Origin of the sequence: Pantoea agglomerans NBRC 102470, from assembly GCF_001598475.1 — a bacterium.
Lineage (GTDB): Bacteria > Pseudomonadota > Gammaproteobacteria > Enterobacterales > Enterobacteriaceae > Pantoea > Pantoea agglomerans.
The window spans coordinates 117,022-139,352 of record NZ_BCZA01000010.1 but is presented as its reverse complement, the minus strand read 5'-3'; the positions used below and the strand labels follow the sequence as shown (position 1 = coordinate 139,352).

Annotated in this window: 18 protein-coding genes; 11 read left to right on the top strand and 7 right to left on the bottom strand. The window is 50.2% G+C overall.

Annotated elements, in window-relative coordinates:
- The first annotated feature begins 2 nt into the window (after positions 1 to 2).
- The 7 genes from PAG01S_RS18515 (at position 3) to PAG01S_RS18485 (ending at position 9,653) form a co-directional block, all read left to right on the top strand.
- Positions 3 to 2,594, top strand: coding sequence for a fimbria/pilus outer membrane usher protein (locus tag PAG01S_RS18515; RefSeq protein WP_062759547.1), 2,592 nt, complete (start codon positions 3 to 5; stop codon positions 2,592 to 2,594).
- 12 nt (positions 2,595 to 2,606) lie between these two features.
- Positions 2,607 to 3,662: a fimbrial protein gene (locus PAG01S_RS18510; protein WP_062759546.1), complete on the top strand. Its 1,056-nt coding sequence runs from the start codon at positions 2,607 to 2,609 to the stop codon at positions 3,660 to 3,662.
- A 59-nt stretch (positions 3,663 to 3,721) separates the two neighbouring features.
- Positions 3,722 to 4,384, top strand: a complete 663-nt coding sequence (locus PAG01S_RS18505; RefSeq protein WP_010256781.1) for a response regulator — start codon at positions 3,722 to 3,724, stop codon at positions 4,382 to 4,384.
- A 34-nt stretch (positions 4,385 to 4,418) separates the two neighbouring features.
- Positions 4,419 to 5,741, top strand: a complete 1,323-nt coding sequence (locus tag PAG01S_RS18500; RefSeq protein WP_010256785.1) for a TolC family outer membrane protein — start codon at positions 4,419 to 4,421, stop codon at positions 5,739 to 5,741.
- Positions 5,742 to 5,829: 88 nt separating this feature from the next.
- The gene (locus PAG01S_RS18495) at positions 5,830 to 7,026 is read left to right on the top strand and encodes an HlyD family secretion protein (RefSeq protein ID WP_223564741.1); all 1,197 of its coding nucleotides are present in this window, start codon (positions 5,830 to 5,832) and stop codon (positions 7,024 to 7,026) included.
- A 16-nt stretch (positions 7,027 to 7,042) separates the two neighbouring features.
- Positions 7,043 to 9,226, top strand: a complete 2,184-nt coding sequence (locus tag PAG01S_RS18490; RefSeq protein ID WP_073970699.1) for a peptidase domain-containing ABC transporter — start codon at positions 7,043 to 7,045, stop codon at positions 9,224 to 9,226.
- A complete protein-coding gene (locus PAG01S_RS18485; RefSeq protein WP_010256796.1) occupies positions 9,219 to 9,653 on the top strand; it encodes a DcrB-related protein in 435 nt (144 codons plus the stop codon). The genes PAG01S_RS18490 and PAG01S_RS18485 overlap by 8 nt, the downstream gene beginning before the upstream one ends.
- Before the next feature lie 112 nt (positions 9,654 to 9,765).
- Here PAG01S_RS18485 and PAG01S_RS18480 read toward each other — a convergent pair whose 3' ends face one another.
- The 6 genes from PAG01S_RS18480 to PAG01S_RS18455 form a co-directional block, all read right to left on the bottom strand.
- Complete coding sequence (locus PAG01S_RS18480; protein ID WP_022624196.1) at positions 9,766 to 10,263, bottom strand: FidL-like protein; 498 nt, start codon at positions 10,261 to 10,263, stop codon at positions 9,766 to 9,768.
- Positions 10,260 to 11,093: a winged helix-turn-helix domain-containing protein gene (locus tag PAG01S_RS18475; RefSeq protein ID WP_062759545.1), complete on the bottom strand. Its 834-nt coding sequence runs from the start codon at positions 11,091 to 11,093 to the stop codon at positions 10,260 to 10,262. The genes PAG01S_RS18480 and PAG01S_RS18475 overlap by 4 nt, the downstream gene beginning before the upstream one ends.
- Positions 11,094 to 11,293: 200 nt before the next feature.
- The gene (locus PAG01S_RS18470; RefSeq protein WP_033759854.1) at positions 11,294 to 12,214 is read right to left on the bottom strand and encodes a substrate-binding domain-containing protein; all 921 of its coding nucleotides are present in this window, start codon (positions 12,212 to 12,214) and stop codon (positions 11,294 to 11,296) included.
- A 68-nt stretch (positions 12,215 to 12,282) separates the two neighbouring features.
- Positions 12,283 to 13,062 carry a TIM barrel protein gene (locus PAG01S_RS18465; RefSeq protein ID WP_061703027.1) on the bottom strand — a complete coding sequence of 260 codons (780 nt, stop codon included), beginning with the start codon at positions 13,060 to 13,062 and terminating at the stop codon, positions 12,283 to 12,285.
- The gene (locus tag PAG01S_RS18460) at positions 13,062 to 14,075 is read right to left on the bottom strand and encodes a Gfo/Idh/MocA family oxidoreductase (RefSeq protein ID WP_052271910.1); all 1,014 of its coding nucleotides are present in this window, start codon (positions 14,073 to 14,075) and stop codon (positions 13,062 to 13,064) included. The genes PAG01S_RS18465 and PAG01S_RS18460 overlap by 1 nt, the downstream gene beginning before the upstream one ends.
- Positions 14,072 to 15,535, bottom strand: coding sequence for a sugar porter family MFS transporter (locus PAG01S_RS18455; RefSeq protein ID WP_010256816.1), 1,464 nt, complete (start codon positions 15,533 to 15,535; stop codon positions 14,072 to 14,074). The genes PAG01S_RS18460 and PAG01S_RS18455 overlap by 4 nt, the downstream gene beginning before the upstream one ends.
- A 189-nt stretch (positions 15,536 to 15,724) precedes the next feature.
- Between PAG01S_RS18455 and PAG01S_RS18450 the strand changes: the two genes are divergently transcribed.
- The 4 genes from PAG01S_RS18450 to PAG01S_RS18435 all read left to right on the top strand — a co-directional run bounded on the left by PAG01S_RS18450 (position 15,725) and on the right by PAG01S_RS18435 (position 21,083).
- Positions 15,725 to 17,683 carry a sigma-54-dependent Fis family transcriptional regulator gene (locus PAG01S_RS18450; protein WP_062759544.1) on the top strand — a complete coding sequence of 653 codons (1,959 nt, stop codon included), beginning with the start codon at positions 15,725 to 15,727 and terminating at the stop codon, positions 17,681 to 17,683.
- Between the two features lie 144 nt (positions 17,684 to 17,827).
- A complete protein-coding gene (locus tag PAG01S_RS18445; RefSeq protein WP_010671991.1) occupies positions 17,828 to 18,442 on the top strand; it encodes a TetR/AcrR family transcriptional regulator in 615 nt (204 codons plus the stop codon).
- A 237-nt stretch (positions 18,443 to 18,679) separates the two neighbouring features.
- The gene (gene fabF / locus PAG01S_RS18440; protein ID WP_062759543.1) at positions 18,680 to 19,963 is read left to right on the top strand and encodes a beta-ketoacyl-ACP synthase II; all 1,284 of its coding nucleotides are present in this window, start codon (positions 18,680 to 18,682) and stop codon (positions 19,961 to 19,963) included.
- Positions 19,964 to 20,204: 241 nt separating this feature from the next.
- Entirely contained in the window at positions 20,205 to 21,083 is an 879-nt protein-coding gene (locus PAG01S_RS18435) for an ROK family protein (RefSeq protein WP_062759542.1), read from the top strand.
- Positions 21,084 to 21,197: 114 nt separating this feature from the next.
- Here the strand turns inward: PAG01S_RS18435 and PAG01S_RS18430 are convergent, their stop codons facing one another.
- Positions 21,198 to 22,148 carry an Rpn family recombination-promoting nuclease/putative transposase gene (locus tag PAG01S_RS18430; RefSeq protein ID WP_010671988.1) on the bottom strand — a complete coding sequence of 317 codons (951 nt, stop codon included), beginning with the start codon at positions 22,146 to 22,148 and terminating at the stop codon, positions 21,198 to 21,200.
- Between the last annotated feature and the right edge of the window lie 183 nt (positions 22,149 to 22,331).

Below are 22,331 nucleotides of genomic sequence, written 5' to 3'. Positions count from 1 at the left end.
TAATGATGGCAAGGATGATTAAAAATAATAAACCAACGGGAAAAATATTTTACCGATCTTTTCTGGCGCTTTTTTTAACTGCATCAACAGGCGCCGCATTTGCAGAAAATTCGTATGATTTTGACGAATCATTTGTGAAGAATTTACCGGGCGTTAAAGTTGATGTGGCCCGCTATGCAACCGGTAACCCTATTGATCCTGGTACTTATACGCTGGATATTTTCCTGAATGGTCGTCAGATTGGTCGGGAAAATGTTCAGGTCATTCGTGAAGGGGCGGGAACCAAAGCGTGCCTTTCCTATGATCTGGTCAAAAGCTTGTCACTTAAGGACACAGTTTTTAGCCCGGGACAAGCTGAAGATTTGCGCTCTGGTAAACAGTGTATGGCGTTGGAGGAGGTAGTTAAAGAGAGTCATGCAGCTATCAATTCTGCCGATATGCAGATGGATATCTCAATTCCGCAAATTTATCTGTTGCGATCTGCGCGCGGCTACGTTGCGCCAGAATTCTGGGATAAGGGTGAAACAGCACTCACGCTAACCTATAACACCAACTATTATCGCTCTGTAAATCACGGTCAGGCATATGACTCATTTTATGGCCGTGCGCTGGCGGGCTTTAACCTTGGCGGATGGATGTTCCGTCACGATGGTTCTCTCAGCTGGCAACGTCAAAAAAACAACGAGTATCATCATTACGATGCAATTAACACCTATGTCCAGCGTGATATTCCGCAAATAAAATCACGGCTGTTATTAGGTGAAGGTAATACCAGTGGCGAAATTTTCGATACGCTTTCTTTTCGTGGTGCGCAAATATCTACAGTTGACCAGATGTGGCCAGACTCTCAGCGAGGCTATGCACCAGAAATCCGCGGCGTAGCCCGAACCAACGCTCAGGTAACTGTATCGCAAAATGGCAACAAAATTTATGAAACGACGGTCTCACCAGGCCCTTTTAATATCACCGATCTCTATCCTACAGGCTACGGTGGTGATTTAGACGTGACCGTGAAAGAAGCTGACGGCGGTGAGACCCGTTTCTCAGTTCCTTACGCAGCGATGACGCGTCTGAAACGTCCGGGCATGACTTTTTATAGTCTGACCGGTGGTGTATCCCGAAAAGACAATATGGTTTATACACCTTCGGTCTATCAGGGCACTATTCAGCATGGTTTTAGCAATAGTCTGACCGGTTACTCAGGTATTCTGGGATCAGATAACTACACCTCTGTGCTGTTGGGAGGTGCATTTGGTTTACCTGTTGGTGCGATCTCACTGGATATTACTGGGGCTCAGACAAAATATGGTGATGAGAAAAAGCAAGGTGTAAGTTATCGGGCAACTTATAGTAAGAAGGTTTCTCAGACTAACACGAATTTTACTCTGGCGGCTTACCGCTTCTCATCATCCGGTTATTACAGTTTTGATAATGCATTACAAATCAATAACTATTATAAAAAAAATCATAAAAACAGTTCGTCAAATTATCTTTCGCGCCCCAAACAACGTTTTTCTATGACGGCAAGCCAAAATTTTGGGGAGTCATATGGGAATATCTATCTTACTGGTTTTGTTCAGAATTACTGGGATTCTGCCGGAACAAATACGCAATTTCAGCTGGGTTACAATAATACAATTGGTCGGGTCTCCTATACTTTATCAGCAAACCGATTATTATATTCAACCGGCGGGCATGACACTCAACTGTCACTCGACTTCTCGGTGCCAATTGGCAGCGATAGTCAAAGTTATGTAACCGGAAGTGCGACACATAATAAACAAGGTGTGAATGCACAAACAGCAGTTAATGGTGTTCTGGGTGAACATGACCAATATAACTATAACGTTGGAATAGCGCGCGATACTGATAATGAGAAGTCCGGTTCAGTTAGTGGGCAGTACCGTTCGCCCTACAGTATGCTGACGGCGTCTTATACTAAAGGGGAAAACTATTATTCTGCCTCGGGTGGTATCAGCGGTGCGGTAGTCGCTTTACCTGATAGCATTAATTTCAGCGCTTATCAGTCTACGACTTATGCTGTTGTTACCGCAGAAGATGCAGAGGGCGCGCGTGTACTCGGCTATCCCAATATTGTGTTAAACGGCAGCGGCAAAGCTATTGTGCCAAACCTTAACCCGTACCGGATAAACGAACTGGCCATCGACCCAAAAGGAATTCCACTGGATGTTGAGCTTGAATCAACTCAGCAGCGCGTTATTCCTGTTGAGGGTGCAGTCGTCAGACTTGATTATAAAACCAGCAAAGGAAAGCCACTGTTAATTCGGGCTAATCAGCCGAACGGAAATGCCTTGCCATTTGGTGCAACGGTTAATGATGAAGACGGTAACCTTATCACCACTGTTTCACAGGGTGGTCAGATTTATGTGAGGTTAAATAAAGATGTCAGCCGCCTGCATATTTCCTGGGGTAAAGCAGCCAGTGATAAGTGTCTGGTTAACCTGGAGTCCGGTATTGTTAATTCCAGTGAAAACAACACCCTTGCAAGGCTCACAACAACATGCAGCAGCGATCAATCAAAACCTGTTCGCTACGTGTCTAACGGCGAAATGAACAAAGATAATCAGGGTTAATCGGGTGACATTATGATGTTTATTAACTTTAGAAGGACACTGACCAGAATAGTCAGCATCATGATTATGGTATCTGGTTTCGTCATGCTAGCACCAATTAATGCGAACGCGGCAGATGATGTCACACTGACGTGCAAAAAATCTCTTTCTGATGCGGTATTAGATTTCCGCTCACTGGGGATAAATATTTCGGCAGCTGTTCCGGTGGGCACGGTCGTTTATAGTGGCAATTTAACAGTCACGTTCAAATGTGCCCTGGATAATCTGCAACAGTTTTTTGATGGTTTAACGGGAGAAGTGTACTTAAAGCGTAAAACAATTGCTGAAGATGCACTCGGTTATGGCTTAACCATTTATACCGGTTACGGTGGTGAAATGTCCACCGACGCTGCCAATATTCCTACCGGCAACAAGATCGCTACTTACGCGTTAACCAGTGGCGGTACAGTCGGTGCTTATACTGATGTCACATTGAATGTGCCTTTTCAGATTGTGCGGACGTCAAACTCGATGGCTGGCCCCAATTTGCTTCCGGACTATGTCAACGTATTTGATGTAGGCTCATTGGTACCAGGAAATGACCTGAAACTTTATGTCAGATATATTAAAAGCGGCATCACTGTGAGGGATCAAACCTGCTCAGCAGCAGGCGATGTTAACCCGAAGGTGTCATTAGGGAGTTACACAGCGAATACCAGCAGTGGTTTGGGTTCCGGTATTGGACAAACCAGCCCATCTACCGCTTTTAATCTTCAGCTTAACTGTGAGGCACTTCTTTCAGGTACCTTTGACGTTATGATGCAGTTGGATGGGGATGCAGCTGATGGGCTATCGGATGTCGGCGTAGTTTCTCTGAATTCGACCTCAACTGCCAGCGGAGTGGGTGTTCAGATTCTGAATGAAAGTCAGCAACCTGTTGCACTGGCAGCACCATACAGAGTTGCAGCTTATCCACTATCGTCTGCATTGATAACAGTGCCCTTATATGCACGTTATTACCAGACTGCTGCCACAATAACCCCTGGTAGTGCTAACGCAGTTGCTACCTATACCATTAGTTATCAGTAACCATATGGGCTCTTCGGAGCCCTTTACCAGACTTTATAAACTGAGAAAGGATTTTATCAGTGGATAGGCCATTAAAAGGAAGGAGGTTTAAAGTTGGTGTCTCTGATGAGAGTCCTTTTATTTTTTATTCAATACAAAAAATACTCTCAACCGGATTTCACAACCTGGACATTGCAGCATACCCGGTAGAAGCAGAAAATCTTTTTGTAAAACTGAATAGCGATCCTCCTGATATATTAATTACTGATTTTTGCTTTAACTTTGAACGTAATGATTTGAACGGCGTTAGAAAGCTAGAAGAAATTTACAACCATAATGCTAACCTTAAAATCATTATCTTTACGGCACAGAATAGCCCGGCCATTTTGAAAAGAATATTGCAAATTCCGGTAAATGCAATAGTGAGCAAACGTGATGATATACGGGATCTGGTAGAAGCTTTGCACTGGGTTTGCTCATCGAATTCTGAAATATTTTATTCAGAAAAGATGAAAGATCTGGCGCATTCTGCTTCAGAGGAGCCCGCACAGACTCTTTTATCACCCGCAGAAGTTGAAGTAATCAGACTTTTTGCTATCGGGTACAGTTTAATGGAGATAGCTAAAGCACGTAAACGTAGTATCAGTACGGTTGCAACGCAGAAATATAACGCCATGCGTAAACTTCAGCTGCAGTCTAATACTGATTTGATTAAATATGTCTTTGCCCAGCAACTCATTTAATTTCGGGCTTAATTTTTAAGAAACAGCGAGCATCATGAAATTTTATAATTTTAAAATTGCATTTATTGTACTGTCCTGCGTGCCATTTGGATCTTATGCGACCAGCTTACAGCAGGCTGCCCGAGCCGCATTAACCTATGACTCTGCATTGCAATCCAGCCAGATGACCAGTGAAGCCGATCAGCAAAAATACTGGCAGGGTATGGCCGGAATGTTACCCACATTGACGCTCGAAGGAAACTGGGATCGTCAGGAACAGCCGGATAAAAAATATCAAAGTGGTGTAACAAATCACAGTTACGATCTCAGTGTCAGACAACCCCTGTTTGATATGAGTAAATATGCTGGCTGGCGTAAAGGCGTTGCTATTGCCAATACCGCTGAAGCCCAGTCAAAAAAAGCTGAAGAAAAGTTATTAAATGCGATCAGTAATGCCTACTTTTCGGTGCTCTATCAGCAGGAAGTTTTACAGGCTGCGAAAGCTGCCAGTCACAACTTCAAACAACAACAGCAAAAACTGCAGGCCGGTATTCTGAATGGACAAAACACCCGTACAGAGCTGGATGAAGCTAAGGCCAATTACGCTCTTGCTCAGGCCAAAGAAATAGAGGCGAGTAGTCAGTTATTGCTGGCTGGAGAAGCATTTCGTCGCTTATCGGGTGTCAGTCCGGACACTGTCGAGCCGGTAAACTTTCAGTGCCTTAACGCTTCGCCCTACGCTTCTTTAACTGATGCGATTAATGCCAGCCAGCAACGTAACACTGAAATCAAAATTGCCCTGTTTCAGAATGATCAGGCCGATGCTGATGTATTGGCTGCAGATGGCGCACATATGCCTGTCGTGTCACTTTACGCCAGATATGGCAAAAACTGGAGCCGTAACGATAACGACGATAATTTACTTTATGATGCTATTTTTGGCACTAACTCTAAAAGTAATAATCTGCAGTATGGCGTTAACGTTTCTATTCCATTATTCGCGGGTGGCAGCCAGATTTCACAATCTTATGAAGCAGCCTATCGCCGTCAGGCAGCGAAATATTCCACCATGGAAGCACAACGCAAAGCGGCTACAGATACACGTTCAGCATGGCTTAGTCTTACGAATGGAAAAGCGTTAATCAACGCGCAGAAAAATGCCGTCGAGTCTTCACGCGAAAAAGTGGTGTCTGTTCAATATGGCCGGGAAATGGGTTTCCGTACGGTAAATGATGAGCTTGATGCTCAGCAAAAATATTTTAGCGCACTTAAAGATCAGGCTGAAGCTCGCTTCAATTACCTGAACGCCCTCATTAATCTGGCACAAAGTACCGGATCACTATCAATCGACATGCTGAATTTTTTTCAGTGCCGTTAATCCCTTACTCATGATGATTATATAAATGGAACAGTCACTATTCCGTCAGGAGGCACTTGATGCAGCCAACCGTGGAAACCTGGGCATTGTGGCACTCTATTGCCCACCTTATCGCTGGTTAGTTATTTCCGTTGTAGTGCTGATCACTGCCGCGACAGCGCTGTTTTTTATATTTGGCAGTTATACAAAATATGAATCCTCTACCGGAGAACTGCTGCCTAAAAATGGCATGCTGATCATTCCGCCCCCCGTAAGCGCTACGGTGGTCGATATTCCGGTAAAAGAGGGCCAGCATGTTGAAAAAGACGATGTGCTGATGGTGTTGTCATCAGAGGTTTCAACGCAGTTAGGTCAGACTCGTCAGGTTATTGCCGAGAATCTGAAAGGCCAGCGTGAAAGGCTTCAACAGGATCTGGTGACGCTTGAAAAGCTTCATCAGGTTGAAATGAAGGGCCTGACCGACACTATCGCCAGCCTGAAACTGCAACAGGAGCAGCTGAAGCTGCAATTGACACACCGTCGGAAACAGGTTTCCCTGGCGAAAATGCAGTTGGACAAGCTGGAAGCCATGCACAACGAAGGGTATGCCTCAAGCCGTCAGATGGAAGAGCAGGAGTCTAATCTGCTCGATAGCCAGGCGCGCTACCAGGAATATCAACGTCAGCTGTTGGACATCTCGCAAAAAATTGTTCAGACCGAGCAACAGCTGCATGAAAAACCGCTGGATGACGAGAAAAAGCGTAACGATATCGAGCGCCAACTGGCTGATAACCGTCAGTCGATGGCTGAAAATGAAGCGCGCCGCTCGTTTGAATTACGTGCGCCTAAAAGCGGGTATGTCGGCATGATTATGGTCAAAAATGGACAGATGCTCACCGCCGGTCAGTCAGCCATAGCAGTTTTGCCAAGCAATACTGAACTGGTCGCCCGCATCATGGTAAACACGCAGTCCATTGGTTTTATCCAACCGGGACAGCGGGTGGTGCTGCGCTATAAAGCGTTTCCTTATCAAAAGTTTGGTCAACAGTATGGAAAAGTTATCGAGGTTTCACGCACCGCTCTGTCTCCTCAGGAAGTCACTACGTTAACCGGCAAAAACAATATTCAGGAACAGCAGTACCGCGTGCTGGTCTCCCTGGACAAACAATCAATTACTGCTTATGCGCAGAATGAAAAACTCAAGCCGGGTATGGCGCTGGATGCTGATTTTATCGTCGACAAACGTCGTCTTTATGAATGGGTGCTGGAGCCAATTTTTGCGCTTGGACACAAAATCTCTCTCTGATTAAAAGGTCTGTTCTGTGTTGTTATTAGAGAAACTCAATTTTAAATGGTTTAACCGCCTGCCGATGATTCGTCAGTCACAGGCGACGGAATGTGGTCTTGCTTGTCTGGGGATGATTGCCAATTATCACGGTCATGAAATCGACATGATCACCCTGCGTCGCAGGTTCGCAACGTCGCTTAAGGGTGCAACACTTAGTGATGTCATTGCCATGGCACAACAACTCAATATGAGTTCCCGTGCGTTACGCGTTGATATGGAAGAGCTGTCTAAATTACGCATGCCCTGCATTCTGCACTGGGAATTGAACCATTTCGTTGTGCTAAAAAAAGTGCGTGGCAATAAGATCACGCTTCACGATCCTGCACGCGGCATTCGGGAACTGACATTTAAAGAAGCATCACCGGCGTTCACCGGCGTTGCACTGGAGCTGGTTCCCTCCTCCACTTTTGAGGTCAAAAAAGAAAAAGAAAGCATCTCGATGATGAAGCTGGTGGGCAGTGTGACAGGGGTGAAATCTGCCTTTGCTCAGGTGTTTATCCTGTCCATCGCTCTGGAACTTTTCGGCGTACTCTCCCCCTTCTTTATGCAGTGGGTGATGGATATGGTGCTGGTCTCCGCAGATTACTCACTACTCTCCTTGCTCGGGATCGGCTTTATCATGATTGCGTTGTTTCAGACCATGATTACAGCGCTGCGCTCATGGGTGATGAGCTGGTTCTCAAGCCAGCTCAGCGTGCAGTGGACGGTCAATGTCTGTCACCATATGTTAAAGCTGCCACTTGAATGGTTCGAATCCCGTCACGTTGGTGACATTCTGTCCCGCTATGGCTCGCTGAACACCATCCAAAGTACGCTGACCAGCCGCTTCATTAGTACTGTGCTGGATGGGGTAATGTCGATCGTGACAGTAGTGATGCTGTTTATCTATAACGCTAAGCTTGCCTGGCTGGTAATTGGCCTTTTTGTCGCCTATGCACTGTTACGCTTCATGGCTTATGATCCTGTTCGCCGCGCCAACGAAGAGCAAATCATCAGTTCAGCCCGCACGCAATCTTCTTTACTGGAAACGCTTCGCGGTATCCAGGCAGTAAAAACCAATAACAAGCAGGTGCCTCGTCTCTCCGCCTATATGAATTTCCTGGTGGATACGACCAACAAAGGCATTGTGATTCAGAAGCTTAACATTTTGTTTGGTTCCGCCCAGGGATTGCTCACTTCTGTAGGCAGGGTAGTACTGGTCTGGCTGGCTGCGCTGCAAGTACTGGATGGCAACTTCTCTGCAGGTATGCTTACCGCCTTTATTAGCTTCTCCGATCAGTTTATGAGCCGCGGTGCAGGTCTGATCAACGCCGTAATCGACTTCAGAATGCTGCGTATGCATGGTGAACGACTGGCCGATATCGTGTTGTCAGAAACTGAAGTCAGCTCAGAAGCCAGTCCGGTACTGGTGAGTAAAGATACGCATGATGAGACAGAAACGCCGCAGGATATCAAACTAACGGATATCCGCTTCCGCTATGCACCTACCGAACCCTGGGTAGTAAATGGTGCCAGTCTGGAAATTAAGGCTGGCGAAAGCGTTGCGATTGTCGGCCCTTCAGGTCAGGGAAAGACCACCATGGCCAAAATCATTCTGGGTCTGCTGCACCCGGAAGGTGGAACAATCACCGTGGGCGGAATGGACATTACCCAGACAGGACTTGAACACCATCGTAACCGCATCGGCTGTGTTATGCAGGATGACATCCTGTTCTCAGGCTCGATCAGTGAAAATATTAGCTTCTTTGATAATAATCCTGACCACGCAAAAATTACCCGTGTAGCACGCCTGGCGCAAATTCACGGCGATATCATGAAAATGCCGATGAACTATCAAAGCCTTGTCGGTGATATGGGATCGTTTCTCTCTGGCGGGCAGCTGCAGCGTATTCTGCTAGCTCGCGCCCTCTACCGCGAACCAAAAATACTGGTACTGGACGAGGCAACCAGTCATCTGGATATCTATAACGAAGCGCAGATCAACAATGCAATAAAGCAAATGAAAATCACCCGAATCATGATTGCACATCGCCCGGAAACCATAAGAAGTGCAGATAAAATCGTCCTGTTAAATAACGGTACGCTCAGTGAAGTTACCGCAGAGCAGTTATTTGGCCAGACAGAAAAAACTAAAGAAATGGAGATTACACATGGATAAAAATATTTGCCGGTTTAGCGAAGGTATGATTACTTTACCGGAAGGCTACTGCGAGCGAACCCTGAACACGCTGGCGGATCCCCGTTCAGCGATGCCACCCGTCACTATTTCTCGTGATAAACTGGCCAATCACAACAATCCAGAAGAATATATCAGCAGCCAGCTCGCTATTCTGCAGAGACAAATGAAAGACTGGCAGCAGCAGGCAAATCAACCCGTGGTGTTGGGCGATAATCTGAGCACAGGCATCATGATTACTTATGATTTTCTGCGCCCGGATAATATCCGGCTTTATCAAAAACAGGCGATTTTCACCTTAAACCTGGAGGATGTATTAATTTTCTCTTTGTCAAAGGCTGCCCCCCTGACCGATGAAGAAATTCAGCTGTTTAATAATATCCTGAAGAGTTTCCAGAGCTGGCCCTGATACTTTTCCTCAGCAAAGCCTGACGACATAACGTTAAAAGAAAAACCGGGCAGGATAAACCCTTCCCGGTTTCATGCATTCTGAACACCGCTAAATTAGCCGTTTACAGAGCTTAGTAACGCTGGCAGGTAAAGAGATAGGAGATCGGCCCACCGATAATATAGGTATTTTTATCAATCTTATCGACATCCAACTGCAGATGCGTTGGATCCAGCGTGATCTCTGCTAACAACTTATTAAAGATGACATCAGGGGTAGTATCAGTATTCGAAGTGACAACTTTGCTGATCTGATACCGGTAAGTATCATCGGAAATTTTAGCGCCATTGATTAATGCAACCCTTCTGTTAAGAATAGTAACACCGTCATTGCTCGTTGCCTGCCCATTCAGCAAAAGATAGCCTGAATCCTTTTTATCAAAACGTAAATCCTGGGCAACAGCGAACTCAATTCGTTTATCATCATTACGACTGAGATCGTAACGGCTAAACGCTGAGCATCGAAAAGGAAAATCTTTGGCCTGATGTGTTAAGTAATAAACCCCTGCAAAAGTCACCATTAATAGCGCAGCCAGCATGAAGATAATATTAATACCAATGCTCCGCTTCATCCCATTCTCCAGTCAAGATAATAAAAATTGTCGCATAAGATGATATGACCATCGCTATTAATTTTACACGATGAAAGAATTGTTCTTCCGAAATTCTTAGTAGTAAAAGAGGTGTTTTTATCAAAAATAATCCGGTGACCCGCATCGCAGGTTTGATTATTTTCCCTTAGAATTTGCACTATTTGCTTACCCAATGCCTGTCGTTCAACCTCATCCAGACCCTGCAATAATACTGCTTCGCAGCCACCGTCAAGTTTAATGGCACTCATTGGAATAATTTGCTCGTCAGGACGCGATACCGTGAAATACCAGAGCACCATGCCCAGCAATATCAGAGCAACAGAAGCAAACCAGTATCGCCGGTTGACGTTAACGGACGTAGCTGGCAGCTGATTACCGGGCGGAGTGGCAGGCAGGACAACGTTTTCAGCAGACCCTTCAGTTATACTTCCTTCCGATATGTCATCAGTTAAAACTTCCGTCACCCCCATGACCGGGGCTGATTGACGTTCAATTTTAATATCGGTATTCAGGCGTATACCAATTTTCGGGATGGTGATAATCAGATTTTCACAGCCATAAGCCGCGAGTGCCCTGCGCACAATACTCAGATATTGATTCAGATTACTATTCGATCCACGCAGGCCATATTTATCCCAGACCTCGGTCAGCAACGTATCACGCGCCAGTATTTCTCCCCCGGAATTCAGTAACTGCTCAAAAAGCCGACCTGAAGAAATACTGAGGCTCAGCGACTCCTGAGTAGGAATGTGGCTAAGCGTGCAGTCATCAGAATTGTAAGAAACCTGATCATCGATTATGTAAATCATTAAGAAATCACTGAATTTCCGCTCATTTATCGACAGTATAATTCAGCTTATATGAAGAAGCACTACAGACGCGTTAATCAGGCGATTAAGGAAATTTTTACAGATTAGCCAGCAAAACAGGCCGGGCAGAGTGCGTCACTGCCCGGCAGCTGGCTAATAATTTAAGAAACGACGAAGAATCATAAAGTTAGCGGCAATTTTTATGGCTGATTAGCGGCAGCAAACTCCGCATAATTACTTTGTGTAATGGTTTTATAGGGGATCCAGTTCAGTGATTCGACTTTCTGTTTATCCAGTAACGCTTTCACGACTTTCACAGCGCCCGTCGCCTGCCCTTTCGCATCCTGGAAAATAGTCAGCGTCATCTTTCCATTTTTGACGAACTGCTGGCCATCTGGCGTGCCATCGATCCCAGCAACCAGAATGTGGCTGTTTTTCGCCTGATTCAGCGCCATAATCGCCCCGATAGCCATTTCATCATTATTGGCGGCGATTGCATCGATCGGTCGCTGATTAAGCAGCCAGCCCGAAACTACGTCTACCGCTTCATTACGCTGCCAGCGTGCAGTCTGTTTTTCGATTACCGCCATTTGCTTATATTTAGCGATCACCGCTTCAACAGCACGCGTCCGTTCCCGCGCTTCTTCATTTGATAATGCGCCCATTAAAATGGCGACATTGCCCCGATAGTTCATCTGTTTTGCCAGCGCTTCCATCTGCATCTCACCCCCCAGGGCAGAGTCAGAACCGACATAGGCCATACTGGACGGTAATTTCACTTCCGGTTTACGGTTAACAAACACCAGCGGAATGCCCGCCGCTTCTGCCGCTTTCACCATCGGCAGTACGCCCTGTGTATCGACCGGGTTGAGAATAATGGCATCCACGCCCTGATTGATAAAATCTTCAACCTGCTGTACCTGAAGAGCTACATCCCCTTTGGCATCGACGAACTGCCCATCCATTTTCAGCGCTTTTATCTCACCCACCATCTGCGTCCGCAGAATCGATACGAAGTTAAGATCGAAATTAGCCAGTGCGACACCGATTTTAGGTGTTTTAGCCCAGGCGGTAACGCTGATCATCAGGCTGAGCAGCAGTGCTAACATTTTGGTTTTCATCGCGTAATCCTGTAGGGTTTATTATTGATAGAACCGCCGGGCAACAGGCAAATACCCGGCGGCAGAGCTCACAACGTAAAGTGATCGCGGAACTGTGCCAGGGCTGTTTCGCTGTCGCCTTCGGCCCAGCCCTCCAGCGCAACGACGCCGCAATAGCCGACCTGCTCCAGCGCACGGGCAATGGCGCGATAGTTAATTTCCCCGGTGCCAGGCTGCATGCGCCCCGGCACATCAGCCACCTGGATTTCACCGATAGCGGGGCCGCAGCGTCGTATCAGCTCTATCAGGTTGCCCTCTCCAATCTGGGCGTGATAGAGGTCCAGATTCATCTTCAGTGCCGGGCTGTTGACCGCTTCGACCAGCGCCAGCGTATCGGCAGCCCGTGCGAACGGCGTACCCGGATGATCAACCGCCAGATTCAGGTTTTCGAGAGTAAATACTCGCCCGGCCTGCTCGCCGAGCGCAGCGACATGCCGCAGGGTGTCGGCCGCTTTAAGCCACATCTCACCAGTGACCACCTCAACCGGACGAACCGCCTGGCCGTGAGCATCCAGCCCGGTGCCATGCAGATTCAGGCTCGGGCAGTTCAGACGATCTGCAATCGCCAGTGAGGTTTCTGCGCTATGCAGCAACTCTGCAATCTCATCATCATCAGTCAGGTTACCGTTGAGGTAGCCGGTCATGGAGGTAAAACGCGCACCTGTCGCCACCAGCGCGTCGATATCTTTGTTGGCCCAGTTCCAGATCTCCACGCCAAATCCCAGCGCATGAATCCGCTCAACACGCGCGATAAAAGGCAGTTCGAGAAACACCATCTCCGCACAGACTGAAAGCTGATAACCGGCCATTAGCGTTCTCCCAGCAGAATGGGTTTGCGTTGCTGCACCGATTCAATACAGGCCAGCGCAATTTCCAGCGCGTTACGCGCATCAGTGCCAGTAGCGCGCGGCGTGTCACCGTGCAGAATCGCGCGGGCGAATTCTGCCATTTCAGCAACATAGGCCTCACGCAGCAGATCGGTATCCATTCGAGACGTTGCGATGGCAATACCCTCGGCGTGATAGCGCACACAGTTGTCCTGATTGATGTTGCCCGCCTGCAGCATACCTTTACTGCCAAACACCTCACCGCGAACGTCATAACCGTAAACTGCCTGGAAGTTGGCTTCCGCAGTGGCAATGGCACCGTTATCAAAGCGGATGGTCACCACCGCGGTATCAAGTAATCCCTTATCTTTAAAATCGGGACGCACCAGCGCATCAGCCAGCGCATAGACCTCAACCGGCCGGGAACCCGGATTGAAGTGCAGAAGGGTGTCGAAGTCATGGATTAAGGTTTCAAGGAAGATGGTCCACTGCGGGATCGGGGCCGGATCGCGCAGGCCAGGGTCGCGTGTCACCGAACGGCTTAGCTGGGTGGTGCCATTGGTGCCTGCTCTGACAGCTTCAATAGCTGCGGCGAAGCCTGCATTGAATCGACGATTGAAGCCGACCTGCAACACAACGCCCGCATCCTGTGCGGCCGCGATCGCCCGATCTGCCTCATCCAGCGTTACCGCCATCGGTTTTTCGCAAAACACGTGCTTGCCAGCCCGGGCTGCAGCGATCACCAGTTCGGCGTGAGTGCGAGCCGGCGTAGCAATAGCAACGGCATCGATTTCGCTGTCATTGAGTAACGCCTGGATATCGGTATAGGCTTTCTCCACCCCCAGCCGGTCTGCCAGTTTCTGCGCTGCGCCGGGTTGCAGGTCGGCGACCGCTGTCAGCCGTGCCCCAGGCACCCGCAGCGCCAGATTCTCTGCATGAAAACTGCCCATGCGGCCAGCACCGATCAATCCCACTCGTACTGTTTTAAGGTTCATAACTGCTCCTGTTTTTTGTTGTCAGCCCAGTCAGGCTGAATAGGGTGTCCGGATGTCGCCTGCGCTTTGGCGGCAAAACGACGGGATTTTGAAAGCATCAGCGGCTCGATGTGCTCCAGTGAGATGCCTCGGGTTTCAGGCAGAAAACGTTTTACAAACCAGAAGGCCACCAGGCAGCCAGCGGCGCAGAGCATCAGTGGAAAAGCACCATGGAAGTGATCCATCAGCAAACGGCTACGGTTCATCATCGGGAAAGTCTGAGTAACGATGAAATTGGCGAGATACATCGAAGAAAAGGCGTAGCCCATCGCGACGGCACGAATCCGGTTGGGAAATATTTCAGAGATCAGTAGCCAGGCACCCAGACTCCATGACATACCAAAAATCAGTACGAACGCCACCAGGCCCACAACCGGCAGCAGGCCACCGATCTGCGCTATAAAGGCCCAGGCCGTAATCACCAGGCTGACAGCGCAACCCAGCGCTCCCCAGCGCAGCAGACGCGTCCGTCCCCAGCGATCCACTGCGTTCAGACAAAACGCTACTCCGACCAGCAGCGCCAGTCCGAGGAAAATGCTGTGATAGAGGGAGGTCTGTGTATCCGGTGAGATGTTCTGCAGCAGCGACGGTGCGTAATACAGCAGGATGTTGATGCCCGAAACCTGCTGCAGAATCGCAATCGCGCAGCCGATCAGCAGGATGTAACGCATTCTGGCGTCGCGGAGCAGACGGGTTCCCTGCTGACGGGTAACAGAATCCGCGTCCGGCGCACTGATTTCTGCCAGCAGACGCCGCGCATGTTCAGGCGTCGAAAGCCGGGTCAGCACTGCCAGCGCGCGTTCACGCTTGCCGTTTAACGCCAGCCAGCGTGGTGATTCCGGCATAAAGGGCACCAGTGCCAGAAACAGCAGGCAAGGCACCACACCCGACGCCAGCATCCAGCGCCAGCCTTCACTGACTATCCAGGCATGGGGCATACCGCGTGCAATCAGGTAATTCACCACATAGACCGTGACCTGACCGCCAACCATCAGCATCTGCTGCAGCCCAAGCATGCGCCCTCGCCAGTCCTTAGGTGAGACCTCTGCGATATAGAGCGGCGTAATTGCCGACGCCATCCCGACCGCCAGGCCACCCACCAGCCGGTAAATCACAAACCCGGTTAGTGAATCTGCCAGCGCAGAACCCACCGCAGACACGGCAAACAACAGCGCGGTGATCACCAGTGTAGGTTTACGCCCGATCCGATCTGAGATCGCGCCGACACAGCCAGCGCCGACGATACAGCCGAGAATGACATTTGAAACAGCCCATCCACTTTGCCACGGCGTTAGCGCAAGGTGTTCCGTTAATGGCTCAATAACGCCGGAAATCACTGAGGCGTCATAACCGAGGATCACCCCGCTCAATGAGGCAATGGAACAGATGAACAGCAATAACTTCAGATTATGTTTACGCATAACACCTTAACTTTCCCATTGTTTTTGACAGGTGAGAGTTAGTGTCAGCGTTGCAAAGTGGATGCCAGTTTTAAAGCGGGCTTTTATGTGAACGCGCTCGCAGATGGCGCGTCCTGATTGAAAATAAAATTTACATGTCAACTTAACATGTCATTAAAATGGACATTCCATCGACCACGGGAGAGTGAAATGCAATCTCTGCATGATTTGCTGCCTAATAAAGAAGAGAGCGATGCCATATTCAGCCTGCCGGAAGGCGGTGATGCGGCACAGTGGGAAGCTCGGTTTGCCCGGGGCTGGCAGGCATTTAGCCAGGGTGAACAGCCGCGCTGGATCCGCCGCAGTATTTTGCAGTCATGGAACCGCTCGCGCGAACATGGCATTGATCCGGTATCTTTTGAGTACAGTGCGTCCGATCCAACGGAGCTGGCCGCCGTTCTGCGTCATAACAGTGAGCTGATTACTGTGGCGCATAGCGTGATGGAGAACCTGCTGGCTTACAATCCCGATGGTCATATCAATCTCACAGATGCGCAAGGCATCGTACTGAGTTTTTGCGGCAGCGACCTGACCCCGGTCGGCAGCATCCTGCGTGAGGAGGTACTCGGCACCAACTGCACCGCGCGCTGCCTGCGCGAGCAGCGGCTGGTCTATGTACTCAGCGGAGAAAACTGGAAAATCGCGCTGCGTGAACGTAACCGGCAGTGCGCCGCAGCTCCTATCCGTGATGCCAGCGGTCGTATGACCGGCGTACTGACGCTGACCGCCACGCCTGACAATTTCAGTGCCCATACGCTGGGCACCGTGCAGGCTGCCGCAGAGGCAATTGGCCAGCAACTCACCTTACGCCGTCTGCTGGCCGAGCAGCAGTCGATACTGGAGACCCTGAATGAGGGCGTTGTGGTCTGCGACCGCGACGGACGCATCAAAACCCTGAATCGCTACGCTCGTCAGATCTTTGCCGGTATTGATACCGACAACGCCCTGATCGATCAGGTGCTTCAGCCCCAGTCCGGTTCATTGCTCACACTGCCCTGCTGTAATGACCGCGAGATGGTGTTCCGCCCCGATGGCAGACCCAGTGTTTCATGCCTGGTCTCGCTGATGCCGGCACCGGATGGCGGTCGCATCCTGTCGCTGCGGGAAAATCAGCGCATCCGTGCCATTACCCGTCGTGTGCTTGGCGTCAGCGCCAGCTATACCTTTGAGATGATTCGTGGTCAGGCACCCACGCTGCAGAAGGCTCTTCAGGATGCCCGCGCCAGCAGTCGCAGTGACAGTACCGTTCTGCTGACCGGTGAAAGCGGAACCGGTAAAGAGCTGTTTGCTCAGGCGATCCACAATGCCAGCAGCCGGGCGCATGAGTGCTTTGTCGCGGTTAACTGCGGCGCACTGCCGCGTGACCTGGTGCAGAGTGAGCTATTCGGCTACGTCGATGGCGCGTTCACCGGCTCACGGCGCGGCGGTTCGGCAGGTAAATTTGAGCTGGCCGACGGTGGCACGCTGTTTCTGGATGAGATTGGCGAAATGCCACTGGAGGCACAGACCAGCCTGCTGCGCGTGCTGCAGGAGAGTGAGGTGCTGCGCATCGGAGCGGCGCATCCGCTGAAAGTGGATGTCCGCATCGTGGCGGCAACCCATTGCGATCTGCTCAGTGCAGTGGAACAGGGTGCTTTCCGCCGTGACCTGTTCTATCGCCTCAATGTTATCTCCCTGACCATCCCTGCCCTGCGTGAACGCCAGAGCGACATTCCTGATCTGGTGAATACCTTCATTCACGCCCTGTGTCAGCGGCTGAATAAAACGCCTCCGCAGGTGAGCATTGAAGCAATGAACGCCCTGCAGGCATGGCACTGGCCCGGCAACGTGCGCGAGCTGGAAAATCTGGTCGAGCGGATCGTTAATCTTTGCCAGAGCAGCATCATCGACCTTGCCGATTTGCCGCCAGCGATGGTGACGCGCGCAGCCGAAAACAGACCAGCGGCCAGCAGCCTGTTGCAGGATAATGAACGAGCCTGCATCCTGCAGACCCTTCGCGCGCAGGGGGGTAATCTGCGGCAGTCCGCTAAGCTGCTGGGCATTTCTCGCACGGCGCTCTATAACAAGCTCAATCACTGGAATATCTCTATAGATACGCTACGCCAATAACCGGCTGGTGGCACTCAGCAACACCAGCATACATTCAGCCCGTTCAAAATATGGCTTTTGATCGCAACAGGGCCTAAAATGTGACCACCCTTAACAGTGGTCACTGAATTTTTTCACCCACCTTTGATCTGCCAGGTTCTGACAATGACTCAATCCGTAACGGAAAATGGCACACGCGGCCCGGCCGGGCACAATGTGCGTGACCAGATTGTCGATGCTGCCATGCAGCACTTCGCGCATTATGGTTACGAAAAAACCACCGTCTCCGATCTCGCCCGTGCTATCGGCTTTTCCAAAGCGTATATCTACAAATTTTTTGAATCAAAACAGGCGATTGGCGAAGTGATTTGCTCCACCCGGCTTGCGATGATTATGCAGCACGTCGAAGTCGCTATCGCCGATGCGCCTGGAGCATCGGAACAACTGCGGCGACTGTTCCGCACGCTTTCCGTCACCGGCACTGAACTCTTTTTTCACGAACGTAAACTCTATGATATTGCTGCCGTCGCGTCGCGTGACCGCTGGCCGTCGGCGATGGCGCATGAAGAACGACTGCTCAGCCTGATTCAGCAGATCCTGCGCCGGGGGCGTGAAGCAGGTGAGTTTGAGCGTAAAACCCCGGCTGACGAAGCGGCGGAGGCAATCTATCGGGTGATCAAACCCTACGCCAGTCCGGTACTGCTGCAGTACAGCCTTGATGACGCTGAAGAAGCCTCTGCACAACTGGCAGCGCTGGTGTTACGTAGCCTTGCGCCCTGAACAATGCGCATGATGTGACTATTGACTTATTTAGTCACAAGAGCAACGATAGCACTCTGTCTGGTTATCGCTCAGGATTCTGATGCTGCTAAGCTTATCTCTCTCTGCTCTATTCCATCCCTGCGTTCGTCCATCGCACCATTCTACGCAGGGTCTCACCTTCCGCGCTCAAGGCGTGTATCCATTGTCTGCGGCAGCATTTCAATCACTGTCCGGACTCTCTACGGGAGTAATCCAATGAGTCACTTAGCCTCATCACAACGCATTGTCATTACCGGCGCGGGCATCGTTTCGCCACTGGGTTGTGGCGTTGAAACCGTCTGGCGGCGATTAACGGCTGGAGAATCAGGTATACGTACCCTTCCCGATACGCTTACTGCTGGCACCGGTATTTCAGTAGGTGGCAGCGTGCCGGGCATCGATGAAGATCCGCTGGCAGGTTACGACCCCGAAGCGTTCATTGCGCCGAAAGAGCGTAAAAAGATGTCGCGCTTTATAGAATTCGCGCTGCTGGCAGCAGAAGAAGCGCTGAATCAGGCAGCCTGGCATCCTGAAGATGAGGCGACGCGTGAACGTACCGCGACGATTATTGCTTCAGGCGTCGGCGGCTTTGGTGCCATTGCCGACGCGGTGCGCACCACCGATGCACGCGGCCCGCGCAGGCTCTCACCCTTTACAGCACCTTCGTTTCTGGCCAACATGGCCGCGGGTCATGTCTCGATCAAACACGGCTTCACCGGCCCGCTGGGTGCGCCCGTTACCGCCTGTGCGGCGGGAGTTCAGGCAATTGGTGATGCAGCCAGGTTGATCAGAAGCGGTGAAGCGGACATTGCTATTTGTGGCGGCACAGAAGCGGCGCTTGATCGCGTCACGCTGGGCTGTTTCGCGGCTGCACGTGCGCTATGTGTGGGCTATGAAGATCAGCCGCACCATGCCTCACGTCCGTTTGATCGTGACAGAAACGGCTTTGTGATGGCCGAAGGTGCAGGCCTGCTGGTGATTGAGTCACTGGCCCATGCCGAAGCACGCGGCGCGACACCGCTGGCGGAGATTGTCGGCTATGGCACCAGCGCCGATGCATACCATTTAACCGCGGGTCCGGAGGATGGCAGCGGGGCTGCACGGGCGATGAGAATCGCCCTGCGTCAGGCGGGCATTAGTCCGGAAGACGTGCAGCATATCAACGCACACGCAACCTCAACTCAGGTTGGCGATCACGGTGAGCTGGCGGCTATTCGCGCAGTGTTTGGCGATGATTCGCAGGTCGCGATCGCCTCAACGAAATCCGCCACCGGCCATCTGCTGGGTGCGGCAGGGGGCGTTGAGGCGATATTCACCCTGATGGCGCTGCAGCAGCAGCTTATTCCGCCGACGCTGAACCTCCATCATCCCGATGAAGCCGCAGGCAATCTTGACCTGGTGGCGCTCAATGCACGTCCCACGGCGCTGACTTATGCCATGTCGAACGGTTTTGGTTTTGGCGGCGTCAACGCCAGTCTCCTGTTGCGTAAGTGGCAATGACTTCAGAGTGACGATTAAGCCCGCGCTGCCAGACACCCTCTCAGCGCGGGTAATACATCGGACGTCCTGAAAAATCATGCACAGCTGTTCCCTGTGTGCCGGGGTTTATCAAAACACCCTCTGTACAACACTCGCTTTATAAATCTGTACCTTTCCTGACAAAATTGCCTCCGCCAGACCTCCTGCCCTTTTTCTTTCAGCACTACAATTAATCGGATGAAAACAACCTCAGAGAACGTTAATGAAGATTGCAGCTTTCGATATTGGTGGTACCTCTTTAAAAATGGGCGTGATTGATGAGCAGGGAAATATTCTGACCAGTGAGAGTGCTGATATTTCCCATAATTCACGCGACAAAATACTTGATGCGATCCTGGCCTGGCTGGAGAAAAATCCCGGCTGTGCTGGCATCGCCGTCAGCACGCCCGGTTATATTGATGCAGAAGCTGGATATATCGCCATGGGTGGCACCATTCGGGACTTCGACCAGTTTCATCTGAGCCAGTGGCTGACGGAAAAAACCTCACTGCCTGCCACGGTCGAAAATGACGCCCACTGCGCCTTACTGGCTGAACAGTGGCTGGGCAAAGCAAAAAAACTCAGTGATTTTCTGATGTTAACTATCGGCACAGGATTAGGCGGAGCGGCCTTCTGCAACGGCGCGCTGATCCGGGGCGGTCGTAACCGCGCGGGCGAGTTTGGCTGTCTGCTGACTTCGCGCCCCACCAGCAGCAATATTGAACGCCACACCATGAGCCAGAGTTGTACCATGACGGCGCTTCGGGAGAATTACAGCCAGCTCATCGAAAAATCTTCCGACGACGTCACAGGTAAAGATGTCTTTGACGCATACGATCGCAAAGAAGAAGCAGCGCAGCAGGTGGTGAATAAATTCTACCAGGATCTTGCAGCCTGCTTATATAACCTCTTCAGCGTGTTCGATCCGCAGATGATATTTATCGGTGGTGGAATTACCGAGCGGGAACCGTTCCTCGAGGAACTGGCAGAGCAACTGGCAAAATATGATCTTGATATCCGCATTGATACCGCGACCTACGGCAACGACTCCGGCATGTTGGGCGCAACCTGGAATTTCCTGCAGCGTCAGCCAGACAAATAATGGCTTGTAGTTCAGGACGTATGCAGGTTACACCTTTCTGATAATTATGATGATTTATCTGGTGCGGTATTCAAAACGATAACCCGGTCATGACCGGGTTTACTCTTGTTTATATTAGTGTCGTATTTGCGCCAGATCGTCTGACGTCAGGCCGGTCATTTCTATGACAGTTTTACGATCAAGGCCGTTTTGTAGCATAGTGCGCGCAATTTTCAGGGTAGCTTCACGCTGCCCTTCAGTACGACCTTTCTCAATACCACGCCGTTCACCAAGCTCGATACCTTCTGCGCGACCTTTTTCGATCCCTTTTTGTTCAAGCTGCTGTGCGATGGTCATCAGTGCGTCTCCGTGTTGTGGCACCCGCTGTGCCAGTTCGCGAACGAAAGCTTCGTAGTCAGCTGACTCACCAGCCTGCAGTAAATAGTGTATCAGCGTCATCACCTGGGGTGAAGAAAGATAATCGGCCATGAGTAGCGTGACCAGATGGTCAGTCAGGCTTGCAATGTCGCGTTGATGAATATGTTTCTGCAAAAGCGTCAGGGCGGCCATACTGCGATGAGTCATGATCTCATCATCCGGGATGACCGTAATGTCCACCAGCGGGAAGGCGCCTCTATAAAGGCTTTCCGCCACTACCGGATCATCAAATTCGTCGAACCAGCGGGTCGACCACGGATAGGGAGTGCGCTTACCGGTATAGAACAGTACAGGTATGACTAAAGGCAGTTTTTTATGGCCAGCTTCAAGGTGGCGCTGCATAGCGGCTACCGCATAACGTATCAGGCGGAATGCCATATGCCTGTCAGGGGTGGATTGGTGTTCAATCAGAACATGAATATATCCGTCACCGGTTGAGGTTCTGAGACTGTACAAAACGTCACTGAAGTATTGACGCAAATCGTCTTCAACAAATGATCCGGACTCAAGCTTCAGTGTGGTGAGATCGCAGATTTTAAGCAATTTCTCCGGAAGGTGGATCTGCATAAAATCTCTGGCAACATCCGGATGCGTAAGAAACTGTCGAAAAGTAGCATCATGAGGTGTAGCACTTTTTTTATTTTTCATCAGTTCAGCCCCTGTAAATTCCATGCGCTGCTACCACAGCGAAGAGGCTATCTTAATGGATCAGATTTTAATTTATAATATTTAAACCTTGCCCAGTCTATATAGATTAACTACACCCATAGTCTTTTAAAAAATTTATTAGCAAGATGGATTACGACGCGTTCTAAATTAACAACCTTAATC

Excerpts from the sequence above, each read along its gene's own strand:
- PAG01S_RS18515 (WP_062759547.1), top strand. The coding sequence starts at position 3 with ATGATGGCAAGGATGATTAAAAATAATAAACCAACGGGAAAAATATTT.
- PAG01S_RS18510 (WP_062759546.1), top strand. The coding sequence starts at position 2,607 with ATGATGTTTATTAACTTTAGAAGGACACTGACCAGAATAGTCAGCATC.
- PAG01S_RS18500 (WP_010256785.1), top strand. The coding sequence starts at position 4,419 with ATGAAATTTTATAATTTTAAAATTGCATTTATTGTACTGTCCTGCGTG.
- PAG01S_RS18485 (WP_010256796.1), top strand. The coding sequence starts at position 9,219 with ATGGATAAAAATATTTGCCGGTTTAGCGAAGGTATGATTACTTTACCG.
- PAG01S_RS18480 (WP_022624196.1), bottom strand. The coding sequence starts at position 10,263 with ATGAAGCGGAGCATTGGTATTAATATTATCTTCATGCTGGCTGCGCTA.
- PAG01S_RS18475 (WP_062759545.1), bottom strand. The coding sequence starts at position 11,093 with ATGATTTACATAATCGATGATCAGGTTTCTTACAATTCTGATGACTGC.
- PAG01S_RS18470 (WP_033759854.1), bottom strand. The coding sequence starts at position 12,214 with ATGAAAACCAAAATGTTAGCACTGCTGCTCAGCCTGATGATCAGCGTT.
- PAG01S_RS18465 (WP_061703027.1), bottom strand. The coding sequence starts at position 13,062 with ATGGCCGGTTATCAGCTTTCAGTCTGTGCGGAGATGGTGTTTCTCGAA.
- PAG01S_RS18460 (WP_052271910.1), bottom strand. The coding sequence starts at position 14,075 with ATGAACCTTAAAACAGTACGAGTGGGATTGATCGGTGCTGGCCGCATG.
- PAG01S_RS18455 (WP_010256816.1), bottom strand. The coding sequence starts at position 15,535 with ATGCGTAAACATAATCTGAAGTTATTGCTGTTCATCTGTTCCATTGCC.
- PAG01S_RS18450 (WP_062759544.1), top strand. The coding sequence starts at position 15,725 with ATGCAATCTCTGCATGATTTGCTGCCTAATAAAGAAGAGAGCGATGCC.
- PAG01S_RS18445 (WP_010671991.1), top strand. The coding sequence starts at position 17,828 with ATGACTCAATCCGTAACGGAAAATGGCACACGCGGCCCGGCCGGGCAC.
- fabF (WP_062759543.1), top strand. The coding sequence starts at position 18,680 with ATGAGTCACTTAGCCTCATCACAACGCATTGTCATTACCGGCGCGGGC.
- PAG01S_RS18435 (WP_062759542.1), top strand. The coding sequence starts at position 20,205 with ATGAAGATTGCAGCTTTCGATATTGGTGGTACCTCTTTAAAAATGGGC.
- PAG01S_RS18430 (WP_010671988.1), bottom strand. The coding sequence starts at position 22,148 with ATGAAAAATAAAAAAAGTGCTACACCTCATGATGCTACTTTTCGACAG.